Source organism: Limnohabitans sp. 2KL-51 (assembly GCF_003063645.1).
In the GTDB taxonomy this organism is placed as follows: Bacteria; Pseudomonadota; Gammaproteobacteria; order Burkholderiales; family Burkholderiaceae_C; genus Limnohabitans_A.
Genome location: NZ_NESJ01000002.1, coordinates 1 through 16,287, shown reverse-complemented (window position 1 = coordinate 16,287; position 16,287 = coordinate 1). Strand labels below are relative to the sequence as shown.

At 61.9% G+C, this 16,287-nt stretch carries 14 protein-coding genes; 9 read left to right on the top strand and 5 right to left on the bottom strand.

Features of this window, described 5'->3' with window-relative positions; genetic code table 11:
• Positions 1-26: 26 nt before the first annotated feature.
• Positions 27-1,940, bottom strand: coding sequence for a PhoX family phosphatase (locus B9Z49_RS01720; protein WP_108351736.1), 1,914 nt, complete (start codon positions 1,938-1,940; stop codon positions 27-29).
• Between the two features lie 7 nt (positions 1,941-1,947).
• Complete coding sequence (locus B9Z49_RS01715) at positions 1,948-2,541, bottom strand: 1-acyl-sn-glycerol-3-phosphate acyltransferase (RefSeq protein WP_108351735.1); 594 nt, start codon at positions 2,539-2,541, stop codon at positions 1,948-1,950.
• Positions 2,542-2,864: 323 nt separating this feature from the next.
• Here B9Z49_RS01715 and B9Z49_RS01710 point away from each other — a divergent pair, with 323 nt between their 5' ends.
• Complete coding sequence (locus tag B9Z49_RS01710) at positions 2,865-4,064, top strand: CaiB/BaiF CoA-transferase family protein (RefSeq protein WP_108351734.1); 1,200 nt, start codon at positions 2,865-2,867, stop codon at positions 4,062-4,064.
• 218 nt (positions 4,065-4,282) lie between these two features.
• Here B9Z49_RS01710 and B9Z49_RS01705 read toward each other — a convergent pair whose 3' ends face one another.
• The 3 genes from B9Z49_RS01705 to B9Z49_RS01695 form a co-directional block, all read right to left on the bottom strand.
• Positions 4,283-5,248: a tripartite tricarboxylate transporter substrate binding protein gene (locus B9Z49_RS01705; protein ID WP_108351733.1), complete on the bottom strand. Its 966-nt coding sequence runs from the start codon at positions 5,246-5,248 to the stop codon at positions 4,283-4,285.
• 11 nt (positions 5,249-5,259) lie between these two features.
• Complete coding sequence (locus tag B9Z49_RS01700) at positions 5,260-6,948, bottom strand: amidohydrolase family protein (RefSeq protein ID WP_108351732.1); 1,689 nt, start codon at positions 6,946-6,948, stop codon at positions 5,260-5,262.
• Positions 6,949-7,100: 152 nt separating this feature from the next.
• Positions 7,101-8,000 (bottom strand): LysR family transcriptional regulator, encoded by a 900-nt coding sequence (locus B9Z49_RS01695; protein ID WP_108351731.1) that lies wholly within the window; start codon positions 7,998-8,000, stop codon positions 7,101-7,103.
• 92 nt (positions 8,001-8,092) lie between these two features.
• Here B9Z49_RS01695 and B9Z49_RS01690 point away from each other — a divergent pair, with 92 nt between their 5' ends.
• The 8 genes from B9Z49_RS01690 to B9Z49_RS01655 are packed head-to-tail and all read left to right on the top strand — an operon-like array spanning position 8,093 to position 16,081.
• On the top strand, positions 8,093-9,307 hold the full coding sequence (locus tag B9Z49_RS01690) for a CaiB/BaiF CoA-transferase family protein (protein ID WP_108351730.1): 1,215 nt from the start codon (positions 8,093-8,095) through the stop codon (positions 9,305-9,307).
• Positions 9,307-9,804 carry a MaoC family dehydratase gene (locus B9Z49_RS01685; protein WP_108351729.1) on the top strand — a complete coding sequence of 166 codons (498 nt, stop codon included), beginning with the start codon at positions 9,307-9,309 and terminating at the stop codon, positions 9,802-9,804. Before B9Z49_RS01690 ends, B9Z49_RS01685 begins: the two co-directional genes overlap by 1 nt.
• Positions 9,805-9,845: 41 nt before the next feature.
• Entirely contained in the window at positions 9,846-10,823 is a 978-nt protein-coding gene (locus tag B9Z49_RS01680; RefSeq protein ID WP_108351728.1) for a tripartite tricarboxylate transporter substrate binding protein, read from the top strand.
• Positions 10,824-10,851: 28 nt separating this feature from the next.
• Positions 10,852-11,847 (top strand): tripartite tricarboxylate transporter substrate binding protein, encoded by a 996-nt coding sequence (locus tag B9Z49_RS01675; RefSeq protein WP_108351727.1) that lies wholly within the window; start codon positions 10,852-10,854, stop codon positions 11,845-11,847.
• On the top strand, positions 11,844-13,097 hold the full coding sequence (locus tag B9Z49_RS01670; protein ID WP_108351726.1) for a CaiB/BaiF CoA-transferase family protein: 1,254 nt from the start codon (positions 11,844-11,846) through the stop codon (positions 13,095-13,097). The genes B9Z49_RS01675 and B9Z49_RS01670 overlap by 4 nt, the downstream gene beginning before the upstream one ends.
• Positions 13,094-14,251 (top strand): acyl-CoA dehydrogenase family protein, encoded by a 1,158-nt coding sequence (locus B9Z49_RS01665; RefSeq protein WP_108351725.1) that lies wholly within the window; start codon positions 13,094-13,096, stop codon positions 14,249-14,251. The genes B9Z49_RS01670 and B9Z49_RS01665 overlap by 4 nt, the downstream gene beginning before the upstream one ends.
• 12 nt (positions 14,252-14,263) lie before the next feature.
• Positions 14,264-15,265 carry an acyl-CoA dehydrogenase gene (locus tag B9Z49_RS01660; protein WP_108351724.1) on the top strand — a complete coding sequence of 334 codons (1,002 nt, stop codon included), beginning with the start codon at positions 14,264-14,266 and terminating at the stop codon, positions 15,263-15,265.
• A gap of 21 nt (positions 15,266-15,286) precedes the next feature.
• Positions 15,287-16,081 (top strand): crotonase/enoyl-CoA hydratase family protein, encoded by a 795-nt coding sequence (locus B9Z49_RS01655; RefSeq protein WP_108351723.1) that lies wholly within the window; start codon positions 15,287-15,289, stop codon positions 16,079-16,081.
• Positions 16,082-16,287: the final 206 nt, after the last annotated feature.

The following is a 16,287-nucleotide window of genomic DNA, read 5'->3' as shown; positions in this document are numbered from 1 at the left end:
CGGGCTCTTTGACTGTCTTGACAGTTTCAGGTGCCGATCACGCCGCCATCTTTTTTGCGAATGGCCACCGTGGACGAGCGCGGCCGCCCACCGGGGGTGTAGTCAGGCCAGTTGGAGAATTTGGCAGGGTCGGCCGGGTCGCTGCGGTCGGTGGGGGTTTCTCCGGGATGCTGGATGCTGATGAACATCGTGGTGCCGTCTGGGGTCAGGTCTACGCCCGTGACTTCGCAGTTGGTGGGACCGGTTAAAAACCGGCGGGTTTCGCCGGTGACCGGATCGCAGGCCAGCATCTGGTTGTTGCCCACGCGGGCCAGTTCGCCTTTGTACATCTGGGTGGCGTGGGTGTCGGTTTGTATCCACAGCACGCCGCGCTGGTCAAACGCAATGCCGTCGGGGCAAGCGTAAATGTCGCCGTTGATGTTGCCTTTGGCTTCGGCGCGTTCGTTGGCCGGGTCTCCCGCCAGCACCATCAGGTTCCATTCGAAGCGGCGGCCATCAAAATCGCCTTCGTCTTTCCAGCGGATGATTTGGCCCATGACGTTGTTGACGCGCGGGTTGGCCGCATCCACGCCCGGTTTGCCAGGTTCGCCGCGCTGGCTGTTGTTGGTCAAGGTGCAATAGACCCAGCCGCTGTCCGGGTCGATGGTGAGCCATTCGGGGCGGTCCATCTTGGTGCCGCCCAGCAAGTCGCTGGCTTGTCGGGCCTTGATGACGACTTCGCCTTGGTCAGCAAAGCCGTTGGCCGCCGTCAGTGGCCCCTGGCCGTGCACCAGCGGCAACCACTGGCCCCGACCATCGGCGTCAAAGCGCGCCACGTACAAGGTGCCGTGGTCCAGCAACTCCTTGTTGGCCTGGGCTTGGGTGAGGCCCTTGCCTGCCGGTGCAATCTTGTCGCGGCTGACAAATTTGTAGATGTATTCAAAGCGGGCGTCTTCGCCAGAGTAGACCACCGCGCGGCCATCTTTGGTCACGCCCACCCAGGCGCCTTCGTGCGCAGCGCGGCCCAAGGCTGTGCGTTTGATGGGGGTGCTGGTGGGGTCCATCGGGTCGAGTTCAACGACCCAGCCAAAGCGGTGGTATTCGTTGGGGTTTTGTTTGAGGTCAAAGCGTGCGTCGTGTTTCTCCCAGGCGTAGAGGCCATCCTTGCGGGCACCCCAGCGGCTTTGGTCGGGCGTTGGCTTGTCGGCTCCGCCAAAGTAAAAAGCAAAATTCTCTTCGCCTGACAGGTAGGTGCCCCATGGGGTTTTGCTGCTGGCGCAGTTGTTCAGAGTGCCCAGCACGGTGCGGCCCTCGGGGTCTGCGGCCGTGCGCATCAGGGGGTGGCCAGCGGCCGGGCCGCCCACGCTGAAGGGGGCGCTCATGGGCAGGCGGCGGGCGTAGCGCGAGGGGCGCACCATCTGCCATTGCTGGTTCTTCAGTTCGACTTCGATGACCGACAGGCCGTGCGCGTTTTGCGATTTGCGCACTTTTTCGAGGTTCATGTTCCTGAAGCCACCCACATGCAGCAATCCGTCGTCGGTGTATTCGTGGTTGATGGCCAGCAGGCCACGGCGCGAGCCTTCCAGCGCAAAGAAGGCCAGCCCGTCGTGGTGCATGCCCATTTGCACCGCTTGCTCGTCGGCGGTGTTGGAGCCGTCCGTTTTGAAAGCGGGCATGTTGCCGGGGATGCCCACCGCCTCGCCCCACGGGGCCAACGATGTGGCCACATAACCTTCTGGCACCACCAACTTGTCACCCATGCCCACCGGAATGCCTTTGAAGCCAAGTTTGGGCTGCGCTGCTCCCAAACTGGCACAACCCGCCAACGGGGCCAACACAGTGGCCAGCGACAAGGCTGCACCGCCTTGTAAAAAGCGGCGGCGCGAGGCGGCAATAACTTGGTGAATGTCTGGGTTGGACGAACGGTTGCTGTCTTCCATGGTGCTGAAGTCTTTGGCCATGATGGGTTCACTCCTGGGTTTGAAATTGGTCAGCGTTTTTGCCTTTGAAAGGCGCGTAAAAGCTTTTGATGGCGGCCATGTCGGCGTCCACATCGCCCGTGGGCGTGAACACCGGGCCCAGGCCGCTGCGGCGGGTGCTGTAGTCCATGTAGGCCAGCACGATGGGGACTTGGGCTTGCTGGGCAATGTAATAAAAACCGGTTTTCCAGTAGCGCGTTTTGCTGCGCGTGCCTTCTGGGGGCACGATCAATTGCACCGGGCCTTGTGCTTGTGCCAGTGCTTGCGCAGAGGCCGCGACCAGGTTGGTCGATTGCTCGCGGTTGACCGCAATGCCGCCCAGCCAGCGCATGAGTGGACCGAAGGGGAACGTAAAAATGCTTTGTTTGCCCATCCAGTAAGGCGTCAGGCGCAGGGCAAAGGCCACCATCAGCGTGTAAGGAAGGTCCCAGTTGCTGGTGTGTGGCGCGGCAATCAGTACGCTTTTGTGTCCGGCATGCGGCAAGGCCCCTTCGACACGCCAGCCTTTGAGGCGCAAAAAACCGATGGAAAACCAGCGCAGTGAGGTGTTGACGACCGGTGTGGTGAAGATGGTTCGATGCATGAAATGAGAGTATGGCGCAAGCATCAAGACATTGGCTGGTTTGCAACAAGAAATGCCGATTTTTTGTGACCGGTTTTGACGCTGTGAGCGACACGATTGATCCGGCCTCATGAAGTTTGCTTGGCCTCTGTATTTGCCAGCCATGCGGCGATATTTGTGGCTTTGGGAGCCCACCCCTGTGGGCGATGGTTTGCAGGGGGATACTGTTAAGGGTGTGTGCCACACCCATCGCCCACGGAGTGGTCTCCCATAAAAATTCAGCGCTTTGTGCATGGGCATCTTGAGGTTTTATGATTCACACCAAAACCCCGAGGGAGAACCGCATGGCTGGTGCGTTGAATGGATTGCGTGTGCTGGATTTGACCAGTGTCCTGATGGGCCCGTTTGCCACGCAACTCCTGGCCGACATGGGGGCGGATGTGATCAAGATCGAGTCGCCTGCCGGGGACACGGTGCGCGGTATTGGTCCGATGCGGCACGCGGGGATGGGCTCGATTTTTTTGCATGTCAACCGCAATAAACGCAGTCTGGTGCTGGACCTTAAAAAGACTGAGGGCCTGGCTGCTTTTCTCAAGCTGGTCGAGACGGCCGATGTGGTGGTCTACAACATCCGGCCACAGGCCATGCTGCGCCTGGGCATTGATTACGAGCGGCTCAAAGCCATCAATCCGCGCATCATTTATGCCGGCCTTTATGGCTACAGCGAGAAGGGGCCTTATGCGGGCAAGCCGGCTTACGACGACTTGATTCAGGGCGCTGCGGCTGTTCCCAGCCTGATGAGCCGCGCCAGTGGCGGCGAGCCGCGCTATGTGCCCCTGACCCTGGCCGACCGCACGGTGGGCCTGATGGCGTCCAATGCCATTTTGGCGGCGGTGATTGCGCGCCACCAGACCGGCGTGGGGCAGGCGGTAGAGGTGCCCATGTTCGAGACCATGGCGCAATATGTTTTGGGCGAGCACATGGCCGGTGCCACGTTCGAGCCGCCCATGGGGGAGACCGGTTACCCGCGCTTGCTGGTGCAAGAGCGCCGACCCTACCCCACCAGCGATGGCCATTTGTGCGTGCTGATTTACACCGACCACCACTGGGAAAAATTTCTGGGGCTGATTGGCCAGGGGCAGTTGTTTGAACAGGACCCGCGTTTTGCCAGCATTGGCGCGCGGACCCAGCACATCAACGACTTGTATCGCCTGGTGGCGCAGGCCATGGCCACGCAAAGCACAGAGGTCTGGACGGCGCGACTGAACGAGGCCGACATTCCCTGCATGCCCATGCACGATGTTGATAGTTTGTTACAAGACCCGCATTTGTTGGCGGTTGGCATGCTGCAGGATGTGCAGCATCCCAGCGAAGGCCATTTGCGCGAAATCGGTGTTCCGGTGAGCTTTTCTGGCACCCCGGGTTTGTCTGTGCAAAAACCAGCCCCGCGTTTGGGCCAGCACAGCGCCGAGGTGTTGCGCGAAGCGGGCCTGAGCGATGCTCAGGCGCAAGCGCTGCACAAGCAGTGCGTGACCCGAATCTAAGCTAATGTGGGAGCCCACCCCTGTGGGCGATGGTTCGCAGGGGGGCTGTTGAGGGCGTGTTCCACGCCCATCGCCCACGGGGTGGTCTCCTACAGAAATGCGGCGCTTCGTGGGTGGGCTCCTACAAAAATGCTGCGCTTCGTGGTCGGGCTTTTTCAGGCCTTCATGGGTGCGGGCTGGTGAATTTTGAGGGGAACCCAGCCCTCTTCGCCAGAACGTCATTCGGCCTTGGCGCCCGAGTCTTTCACGGCCTTGGCCCAGCGTGGCATTTCGGTGCGCAGGTGGGCCGCGTATTCGGCGGGTGTGCCGCCCAAAATCTCAGCGCCTTGTGCGGCCAAGCGTGCGCGCAGGTCGGGGTGGGCCAGCGCCTTGTTCACTTCGGCGTTGAGCTTTTGCACGATGTCGGCCGGTGTGCCGGTGGGCACCACGATGCCTTGCCAAGCGGCGGCATCAAAGCCGGGCATGCCCGATTCGGCCAGGGTGGGCAGGTCGGGCAACAGGGTTGAGCGCTTGATGCTGGTCACGGCCAGGCCGCGCAGGCGGTTGTCACGCACATAGGGCAAGACCGTGTTGATGGTGTCGATCATGAACTGGGTTTGACCCGCTGCCAGATCCACCAGGCCCGGGGCGCTGCCTTTGTAGGGAATGTGCTGGGTCAACACGCCGGTTTGTGAGGACATCATGGCGCTGGCCAAATGCGTGATGGTGCCGGTGCCTGAAGAGCTGTAGTTCAGTGCACCGGGGCGCGACTTGGCCAGGTCCAGAAATTCCTTGACGCTGCGCGCAGGCAGCTGCGGGTTGACCACCAAAACCATAGGAACACTGGCCGTCAGGGCCACGGGCGCAAAGTCTTTCAGGGTGTCGTAGTTGACCTTGCCGTACAAGGCGGGGCCAATGACGATGGCCGATGTGTTGTAGAAAATCGTGTAGCCATCGGGCGTGGCTCGGGCGGCCAGTTCGGCGGCTAGGTTGCCACCTGCACCGGGCTTGTTGTCGACGATGACTTGTTGACCCAGTTGTTCGGACAGGCGTTGCGCCAGCACCCGCGAGACCAAATCGGTGGGGCCGCCGGGCGGGAAGGCGATGATCATGCGCACCGGGCGCGTGGGCCAGCTTTGCGCCCACACGCTGGTGGCCATGAAGGCCAGCAAGAGGCCGGTCAAGAAACGACGTTGGATGGTCATGATCACACTCCTTAAGAATTGAATTGGTCGAGCACTTGGCCTGGCCCGTGTGGATGGTCCACATAGTCCTGACCGTCATGCACTTTCACACCATTGACCCAGACGCCATGCACGCCTGTGGCCTCGCGCACCATGCGCGTGCCGCCGCCAGGTAAGTCCTGGCGCGGCAAGGGTTTGGAGATGCCCACGGTGGCCGGGTCGAACAGCAACAGGTCGGCGGGCAGGCCCACTTGCAAACGGCCTCGGTCGGGGATGCGAAAGCGGTCAGCGGGCTCGCTGGTCAGGCGGCGCACGCCTTCTGCCAGGCTGAAGTGCCCGGTGTCGCGCACCCAGTGCGCCAGAAAATACAGACCAAAGCCCGCGTCGCACATGTAGGTGAGGTGGGCACCAGCATCTGACAGTGTGATCACGCTGGCGGGGTGCTTGAGCGACGGGGCTACACCGTCGTCGTTGTTGTTGAAAAACTTGCCCACAAAATGCGTGCCCAGGTCTTCAGACAGGGCCAAGTCAAAGAACACATCCACCGGGTCCAGGCCGCGCTGGTCGGCCAGGGCCTGGATGGTGACGCCTTCGAGTGCCTGGTTTTCTGGGCGCATGGTTTGCCCCACCTCGATGTGCCGCCAGTTGCCCAGAAACAAAATGCCCGCCTTGGGCTGGCGCAGGTTCTGGCGAAAGGCTTCGCGAAATTCGGCCGAGCGGTACAAGCCGGGCAGGGCATCCACAGTGGCGGTTTTGACCGCATCAAAGGCCGCATGGCTGAGCAGCACATAGGGATCGGTCAAGGTGAAGTCAAACGACAGCGGCTGGCAGCTGGTCAGCACATACAGCTCGTTGCCGCGGGCCAAGGCCTGGGCACAGCGCTCGTAATAGGTGGCCCCCAGCGCCGGGTTCGCCTCGTTGTACATGGTGAGCACGGTGGAGATGTAGCCAGGCCGTCCCGTGTCCTGCACGATGGACTCCATCACGTCGGGGCTGGCGCGGGAGCCGGTCGCCATCATGAACACGCCCTTGTTTTTTTCGCCCAGCACCCCTGCCAAAGCCCGCAACTCGCCTTCAGAGGCGATGGTGGACGGCATGGGGATGCCGCCGAAGCCGCTGTGGTTGGGTGAAAACGAAGACGCAAACCCAATGGCGCCATGGTCCATGGCATCGCGCACCAGGGCTTGCATGGTCTGCAGTTGGTCCTCTGTGGGATCGACCTGGGCAGAGCCATCTGCGCCCATCACGGCGGTGCGGATGACGGAGTGGCCTGCAAACACGGCGGTGTTGACGTAAGGGCCGATGCGGCGCAATTGGTCCATGTATTGGCCAAAGGACTCAAACTGCCAGTTCACACCGGTGAGCAAGGATTGCAAGTCCATCCCCTCGACCACGGAAAGGTTCTTCAGCATGGTCTCGCGCAGCGGCGCAGGGCAGGGCGCAATGCCAAAGCCGCAATTGCCGATCACGGCGGTGGTCACCCCCAGTGCGGGTGAAGGCGACATGGTGCGGTCCCAGGTGACTTGCGCGTCGTAGTGGGTGTGCAGGTCCACGATGCCGGGCATCAGGGCCAGACCCTGGGCATCGATGCTGTCCCGGGCTGGGCCGTCCACCTGGCCGATGTGGGTGATGCAGCCTTGCGAGACGGCGACATCCACCTGTTTTGCAGGAGTGCCTGTGCCGTCAAAAACCTGTGCATTGCGGATGATCAAGTCATGCATCTGTCGAAAGCCTTGCGTGTTTTGAAAGTGAAGCGTGTGAGGTGTTGAATCGCTGTTTCACTATAAACAGTTGCCCTCATTCGCCTGTCGCGGACTGGATATCAGGGTTTTCCGCAGGCAAGGCGGGGCTAGTCGGCCATGCCGATTGGCGTTCAGTGGGCCATGTTTTCCAGGCTCGCCAACGTTTGCCTGAACCTGCGCGCCGCAGGCGTTTCCGTGTCGGGTCGCCACAGAAGGGCAATGCCAATTTCGGTGTTTGCACCCGGTCCGTGCACCTTCCGAAACACGACGCGCGGCATGGCGTGGCGCGTGGCCACAGAGGGCACCAAGGCCACACCCAAACCACTTTCGACCAAGCTGACCACGGTCTGCACCTGCACGGCTTCTTGCTGCACTTTGGGCACAAAGCCCGCTTGCTGACACGCGAGCAAGGCCATGGCGTGCAGGCCCGGCACCGCTTGCGCGCTGTACATGACAAAGGGCTCGGCCGCAAGGTCGGAGAGTTTGAGTTTGGGCCTGGCCAGCAGTGGGTGATCTTCGGGCAGTGCCGCCACAAACACATCGCGTTCGACGGGCGTCATTTCGGCCTGGGTGGCCCGCACCATGGGAAACCTCAAAAGACCCGCATCCAGCTCACCTTGTTCTACTTGCTCGATCAGGCGGCTGGTGGTGGACTCGGTCAGCACCAACTCGACATCCGGGTAGCGCGCACGAAAGAGTGGCATGAGCCTGGGCATCAGCGAATAAGTGGCCGAGCCGATGAAGCCGATGCGCAGCGTGCCCGCTTCCCCGCGTGCCGTGGCCGTGGCCATGCGACCGAATTGCTCGGTATGGAACAAGGCCCGACGCGCGTCGTCCAGTGCGGCCTGACCCGCCGGCGTGAGGCTGGTGCCACGACGCGTGCGCTCGAACAGCCGCACCCCCAGGTCTTCTTCGAGTTTGCGGATCGAGGCCGACAGCGGCGGCTGCGAGATGTGCAGCCGCTCGGCCGCGCGGTGGTAGTTCAGGGTTTCGGCAAGGGCCACAAAGTGGCGTAATTGGCGGCTGTCCATTGATATCCAATAGCTATCACAGAGGTGAAAACAAATATTAGACGAAAACAACTCTGGCCTAAATAATGGCTGTCAGAACAACCCTCTTTTTTATGCAGCCCCTTCATGGAATACGGGTCTTGGACCTGTCCAGCGTGATCTTTGGCCCCTTGGCCAGCCAAGTGCTGGCCGACTACGGCGCAGAGGTCATCAAGGTGGAACCGCCTGAAGGCGATTCAACCCGCTACACCGGCCCTGGGCTGGAGACGGGCATGGCCGCCATGTTCATGGGGGCCAACCGAAGTAAAAAAAGCCTGGCGCTCGACCTCAAGCAGGCACAGGCGCAGCAGGCGCTGCAGTCAATGGTGGCTTCTGCCGATGTCTTCATGCACAGCATGCGCCCGCAAAAACTGGCGGCCCTGGGCATTGACCCTGAGACGCTGCGCCATCGCCATCCCCGGCTGGTGTACGCCAGTTTGCTGGGTTTTCTTCCTGGGCCTTACGAGGGCAGGCCTGCGTACGACGATGTGATTCAGGGCATGTCGGGGCTGGCCGACCTGATGGAACGCCAGACGGGTGAGGTGCGTTACCTGCCCACCATTGCCGCTGACAAGACCTGTGGGCATGTCGCGGCGCACGCCATTTTGGCCGCCTTGATGCAGCGCGAGCGCACGGGGCAGGGGGCGCTGGTCGAAATACCGATGTTCGAGTCCATGGTGGGCTTCAATCTGGTAGAACACTTTTACGGCCAGCACTTTGTGCCGCCGCTCTCGGGCGCGGGCTACCCGCGTGTGTTGGCCCCCTGGCGCAGGCCCTACCGCACGGCCGACGGGCACGTGGCAATGATGCCCTACACCAGCACGCACTGGCAGCGGTTCTTTGCCGAAGTGGGGCGCCCGGACTTGGCCGAGGACCCGCGTTTTTCCGACATCTCGCAGCGCACGCGTTACATTGCCGAGTTGCTGGAGCTTGCGTCTGGTTTTGTGAAGTTGCACAGCACCGCCCACTGGATTGCGACATGCGAGCGGCTCGAAATTCCTGCGGCGCCTGTGGGTCGGCTTGACGATTTGCCGCAAGACCCGCATTTGCTGGCCACTGGTTTTTTTGAGTCGGTGAACGACCCGGCCATGGGCCAGGTGCGCTTTCCTGGCGTGCCTGTGCGCTTTGACGGCCAGCGCCCGCCCGTGGCCCTGCCCCCGCGTCTGGGTGAGCACACCCGTTCCTTGCTGGAGGCAGCGGGTTTGTCGGCCGAGCAGATTGCCGCGATGCTGGTCAGTGGTGCAGCAGTAGCCTCTTCTTTTTCCAAAACGGCTGGAGTTTCCCGTTGATGAGCACCTTGTTTTCGCCCCCTGTGGCGGTGGACCGCAACTTGCCCCAGTTGGGTCGAGGCTTTGTCTGGCAAGACCTGACGGTGGGCCAGCGCATGCGCACTTTTAGGCGCACCCTCACCGAGACCGACCTGGTCAATTTCATTTCTGTCACGGGCATGCTGGAGGCCATCTTCATCGAAGAAGACTACGAAGGTGCTGCGATGGCCGGACGACCCGTGCCCGGGGCACTGACCTACACGCTGATTGAAGGCTTCATCTTGCAGACCATGATCCAGGGCACGGGCCTGGCCATGCTGGAGTTGCACCAAAAGATCCTGGCCCCGGTGGTGGTGGGCGACACCATTGAAGCCGTGATCGAAGTCACCGACATCCGGCCCACATCGCGCCATGGTCGCGCTGTTGTGACCTCGCGCATCGACGTGTTCAACCAGCAGGGTACGCCCGTCATGACCTATACCGCTACACGCTTGCTGGCCGGCAGACCCGCGGCCTGAGCCCATTCAAAAAAATTCTATTCATTGAAGGAGACCACACCTTGAAAATCCAATCCACTTTCCGCAGAACCCTGCTGGGCCTGGCTGCTGCAGCTTGTTTGCCCTTGGCCGCTTGGGCGCAGGCCTACCCCAACAAGCCCATCACCTTGCTGGTGCCTTTCCCGCCCGGTGGCCCGACCGATTTGGTGGCGCGTGTGCTGGCCAAGAAAATGTCTGAGCAAATGGGCCAGTCCATCGTGATCGACAACAAGCCCGGTGCCAACGGCAATATTGCGGCCGTGGCGGCAGCCAAGGCTCCGGCAGATGGTTACACCGTGCTGTACAACACCTCGTCCATCACCTTGAGCCCTGCCCTTTACAAGAATCTGGCTTATGACGTGCAGCGCGATCTGGCGCCCGTGGCGCTGACGGCCGTGGTGCCCTTGGCGTTGGTGGTCAATCCCGGAGTGCCTGTCAACAACGTGCGCGAGTTCATCGCTTACGCCAAAGCCAATCCGGGCAAGTTGTCTTATGGCTCGGCCGGTAACGGCAACGTGACTCACCTGGCGGCCTTCCAGTTGGTGCGCCACCACGACATTGATGCCACCCATGTGCCTTACCGTGGCAGCGCACCGGCTGACGTGGACCTGGTCGCAGGTCAGATCCAGTTCATGACCGACACCATCAACTCGGTCATGCCTTTCGTGAAGGACAAGCGCCTGAAATTGTTGGCAGTGACGACCAGTCAGCGCATGTCGCTTTTCCCGGATGTCCCCACACTCAGCGAGACCGTGATGCCTGGCTTTGAGGCGGGGGCTTGGCAGGGCATCATGGTGCCGGCCAACACGCCCAAAGCGGTGGTGCAGCGCCTGAACGCCGAAATCAACAAAGCTTTGCAAAGCGCCGAGGTCAAAGAAAAGTTGGCGCTGCAAGGGGCCGAGCCGCTGGGCTCGACACCTGAAGAGTACGGCGCCTACGTGAAAAAAGAACTGGCCCGCTGGGCAGCTGTGGTCAAGGCCACAGGTGTGACGCTCGAATAAAAACCCAACCCATACCAAGAGACTCACCATGTCCACACGCCGACACATCTTTCACGCCTTGACCACAGCAGCACTTCTGGCGGCTTCTTTGGGCGTCACTGCGGTGCACGCCCAGAGCGCTGCGCCAGCAGCTTTTCCGTCCAAACCCTTGCGCTTTATCGTGCCCTTTCCTCCGGGCAGCGGCACGGACACCTCAGCACGCTACTTTGCCAAGAAGCTCACCGAAGTGACGGGTCAATCCGTGATCGTGGACAACAAGCCTGGCGCCAACGGCTTCATTGCCGTGCGTGCGGTGCAAAGTGCGCCTGCCGATGGTTACACCGTTTTTGTGGGCAGCAACTCCACATTGGCAGTGAATGCGGCGCTGTTCAAGTCCTTGCCCTATGACCCAGTGGCCGATTTCGCGCCGCTGACCATGATGATGCGCGCGGCATCCCTGTTGATCGTGCCTGCTCAATCCGAGTACAAGACCGTGGCCGATCTGGTGGCCGCCGCCAAGGCCAAACCCGGGCAACTCAATTACGGGGCAGGTTCGGCCGGGTACCAGTTGATGGCTGAGGCTTTCAACGATGCCACCCGCATCCAGGCGATGCATGTGCCGTTTAAAGGGGCGAGCGAAGTGGTGTCGGCCGTGACGGCTGGAACGGTGCAGTTTGCTTTTGCCGAGATGACGAGCGCGCAGGAAATGGTCAAGGCGGGCAAGCTGCGTGCGCTGGCTTTTGCGTCCGAACAACGCTCGCCCACACTGCCCGCTGTGCCCACCGCCACCGAGGCGGGCTTGCCCGGTTTCACGGCCTACACCTGGGTGGGCGCGATGGTGTCTGCCAAGACCCCCAAGGCCGAAACCGACAAATTGGCCAGCTTGCTCACGGCCATCGAGCGCTTGCCCGAAACGCGTGAGTTCTATGAGCGCCTCGGTGCCGAGGTCATGAATGGCGGCCCAGAAGAAATGCGCGCTTTCCAGGCGTCCGAGATCAAGCTGTGGAAACGCATTGCCACCAGCGCCAAAGTGGAACAGCAATGAGCGCTGGCAGCGAAGACTCCGGCCCACGCGGTGCGCTCTCGCACCTCCGCGTGCTCGACCTCTCGCGTGTGCTGGCGGGTCCTTGGGCCGCGCAGACCTTGGGTGACTTGGGCGCTGAGATCATCAAAGTCGAGCGCCCCGAAACGGGCGACGACACCCGTATCTGGGGGCCACCCTACCTGAAAGACGCACAGGGCGAGCCCACGCGTGACGCGGCGTATTACCTGTGCACTAACCGCAACAAAAAATCGATCGCTGTTGACCTGAATACACCCGAAGGCCAGCAACTCGTGCAGCAATTGGCGCTGCAATGCGATGTGCTGATTGAAAACTTCAAGGTGGGCAGCTTGAAGCAGTTCGGGCTGGACTATGACACTTTGCACGCCATTCACCCCCGGCTGGTCTACTGCTCGGTGACCGGCTTTGGCCAGACTGGACCTTATGCTCAGCGTGCGGGTTATGACTTTTTGATCCAGGGCATGGGCGGGCTGATGAGCATCAGCGGCCAGCCCGATGGCACGCCGGGCGCTGGCCCCATGAAGGTGGGTGTGGCGCTCACCGACATCCTGACTGGCTTGTACGCCAGCACCAGCATCTTGGCGGCCTTGCAGGCCCGAGAGGTGACGGGGCATGGCCAGCACATTGATCTGGCGCTGCTGGATGTGGGCGTGGCTTGCTTGGCTAACCAGTCGATGAACTACCTGCACAGCGGTGTGGCCCCCAAACGCATGGGCAACGCCCACCCGAACACGGTGCCGTATCAGGACTTTCCGACGGCCGATGGGCACATGATTTTGGCGGTGGGCAACGACGGGCAGTTCGCCCGCTTTTGCAAAACTGCAGGGCGGCCTGAATGGGCAGGCGATGCGCGCTTTGTGACCAATGCCGGGCGTGTTCAAAACCGCGTGGCCTTGATTGAGTTGATGAGCGAACTCACCTTGACCCGCAGCACGCGCGAATGGGTCACCTTGCTCGAGTCGGCAGGTGTGCCCTGTGGCCCGATCAACACCATTGCCGATGTGTTTGAAGACCCGCAGGTGAAGGCGCGTTGCATGCAGATCCACATGGACCACGCAGCGAGGGACGATGTGGCCTTGGTGGCCAGCCCGATCCGCATGTCGGACACGCCTGTGCAATACCGCCACGCGCCGCCTCTGCTGGGGCAGCACACCCGCGAGGTGCTGGGCCAGGTGCTGGATTTAAAGGAAGAAGCCATGGACCGATTGTTTGAAAAAGGGGTGTTGGCATGAGCCAGCTTGATTCGTTGAACCCATCGGCCATTCCTGCGCAAGACGAAGCGCTGCGCCAGGAGGTACGGCATTTTTTGGTGGAGGTCATGCGCGGAATGCCGGCCCATGTGCGCGCCCGCTCTTGGTCGGGTTATGACCCGGCCTTCAGCCGTGAGCTGGGCCGCCGGGGCTGGCTGGGCATCACGTTTCCGCCAGCCTATGGCGGAGCAGGGCGCAGCGCGTTTGCACGCTATGTGCTGGTGGAAGAATTTCTGAACTTTGGTGCGCCTGTGGGCTCGCACTGGATCGCCGATCGTCAGAGCGGGCCTTTACTGCTCAAGTACGGCACCGAATCGCAAAAACAGCGCTACCTGCCTGCCATTTGCCAGGGCGAGGCCTTCTTTTGCATTGGCATGAGCGAGCCCGGTGCCGGCTCGGACCTGGCCAGCGTGCGCACCCGCGCCGCGCCCAACGAAACGGGCTGGCTGCTGAACGGCCAGAAGATCTGGACCACCAACGCCCACAACTGCCATTACATGATCGCCCTGGTGCGCACCAGTGGCGAGACGACCGACCGGCACAAGGGCTTGTCGCAGGTCATCGTGGACTTGTCCTTGCCGGGGGTCACGGTGCGGCCCATCGTGGACCAGTCGGGCGACAGCCATTTTTGCGAAGTCTTTTTCGAGAACGTGCAGCTGGGGCCTGACGCCCTGGTGGGCGACGAAGGCGGGGGCTGGGAGCAGGTCACGGCCGAGCTCGCATTTGAGCGCAGCGGACCCGAGCGGTTGTTTTCCAGCATCGCCTTGTTCGACGAATGGCTGGCCTATGTGCGCACGCCGCAAGGCCGCACCCCACAGGCCCAGCGCTTGGCGGGCAAGATCCTGAGCCAGTTGGCGCCGCTGCGCGCCATGTCGGTGGCCATCACCGAAAAACTCACTCGGGGTGAAAGCCCTGTGGTTGAAGCGGCCCTGGTTAAGGACCTGGGCACAGGCGTGGAGCAGTTGATTCCGGCGGCGATTGCCGACGATTTGTTTTCGCGTGACGCGGCCGATGTGCCGGCCGAGTTGCTCAACACGCTCAACTACATCACGCAAGTGGCGCCCAGCTACTCGCTGCGCGGCGGCACGCGCGATATCTTGCGCGGCATGATCGCCCGTGGCCTGGGTCTGCGTTGAAAAGGAAAAACCATGGACGATCTTTTTTCTGACGCCGTGAAGGCACTGTTGACGGACCACTGCACACCCGCCGTGGTGCGCGTCATTGAAGCGGGGCAAGCCCACGCCCCTTTGTGGCAACAGCTCGAAGACTCGGGCTTTGTCGATGCGCTGGTGCCCGAATCTGCTGGGGGCGCGGGGCTGGCTTTGGCCGATGTGTACCCGGTCCTGGAGCTGTGCGGCAGCTTTGCCGTGCCCGTGCCTTTGGGCGAGACCTTGCTGGCGCGTGGCTTGTTGGCCCATGCGGGTGTGTCCGTGCCAAGGGGCTCGGTGGTCTTCGGCACGGGGCAGCTTGGCAGCGATGGCCGTTTGGATTGCGCGCAGGTGCGATGCGGTACACAAGCCGATTGGGTGCTGGTGTCGTGTGGCGGTGCTTGCCGTCTCTTGCCTGCGGCCGATGCCCAGGTGCAGGTGGCTGGGTTTTGCCTGGACGCACAGATGAGCTGGCCCCAAGCGGCTTGGGACGCTGCACACGCAGTGCCTGGAGCGCACGACCTCATGACCTTGCAGGCGGCCCTGTACGCAGCCCAGTTGGCAGGTGCTTTGACGTCCGTGTTCAGCCGCACGCTGCAATACGCCAACGACCGCCAGCAGTTTGGCAAGCCAATTGGCAAGTTCCAGGCGATCCAGCACCAGCTGAGCCTCATGTCCGAGCACGCCTTTGCCGCCCGTATGGCCGCCCAGTTGGGCTTGTGCGCGACGGGCCAGGTGCCCGACCGTCTGCGCGTGGCCATGGCCAAGGCCCGTACCAGCGAGGCTGCGCTCGAGGTGGCGGGCCTGAGCCACTCTATCCACGGTGCGATCGGCTTCACACGCGAGTTTGATTTGCAGCTATACACCCGCAGGCTGCACGCTTGGCGGCAGGCGGCCGGGTCAGAGTCTTACTGGCACGACGTGCTGGGCCAGGCCCTGCTGGACAGCCCAGAGCCCTTGAGCCTGGACCTGATGCGCACACTCACCGACGTTGTTGTCTGACCTTTTATTTCCGGAATTGCCATGAGTTCATTTCTCAACATCACCCGTGAGGGCAGCATCGCCATCCTCACCATGAGCCAGCCCGAGACCCGCAACGCCCTGACCGGCAACACGGCGGTCGAAGAATTTGTGCAGGCTTGTGCCGACATCACCCGGGACACCAGCATCCGGGTGGTCATCCTCACGGCCGAAGGCCCGGTCTTCAGCTCGGGCGGCAACGTCAAGGACATGCTGCGTTACCAGACGCAACAACTCATGCCCGACGTCATCCGCGAGGAATATCGCAACGGCATCCAGCGCTTGCCCAAGGCGCTGTACAACCTCGATGTGCCCGTGATCGCCGCCATCAACGGCCCGGCCATTGGCGCAGGGCTTGACTTGACCTGCATGTGCGACATCCGCATCGCGTCGGACAAGGCCACCTTTGCCGAGAGTTTTGTGAAAGTGGGCATCGTGCCGGGCGACGGCGGGGCCTGGCTCTTGCCGCGTGCGGTGGGCGCGTCCAAAGCCGCCGAGATGGCGTTCACGGGGGAAGCCCTGACGGCCCAGCAGGCGCTCGATTGCGGCCTGGTCTCTCGGGTGGTGGCACCCGATCAATTGATGCCCGAGGCGCTGGCGCTGGCGCGCAAGATTGCGGCCAACCCGGGCGGTGTGCTGCGCATGACCAAGCGTTTGCTGCGTGAAGGTGAGCGCAGTTCATTGGAGTCCTTGCTGGAGTTGTCGGCGGGCTATCAGGCCATCGCCCACATGACCACGGATCACCACGAGGCGGTGAACGCCTTCATCGAAAAGCGCCCGCCCAAATTTTCTGCTTGAAGGCGTGTTCCACGCCTATCGCCCACGGGGTGGGCTCCTACAAAAATGCGCTGAGAGCCTGCCGTTGTAGAGCCTGCCGTTGTAGACATGATGGATGACCTGCCCACCTGACAAACGTGGGTTAAGTTGATGGGTGCGAAACCTTTATCAACCCAGTGCCATAACTCAGGAGGCAGGTCATGAAACAGTTTAACGATATCTACGTG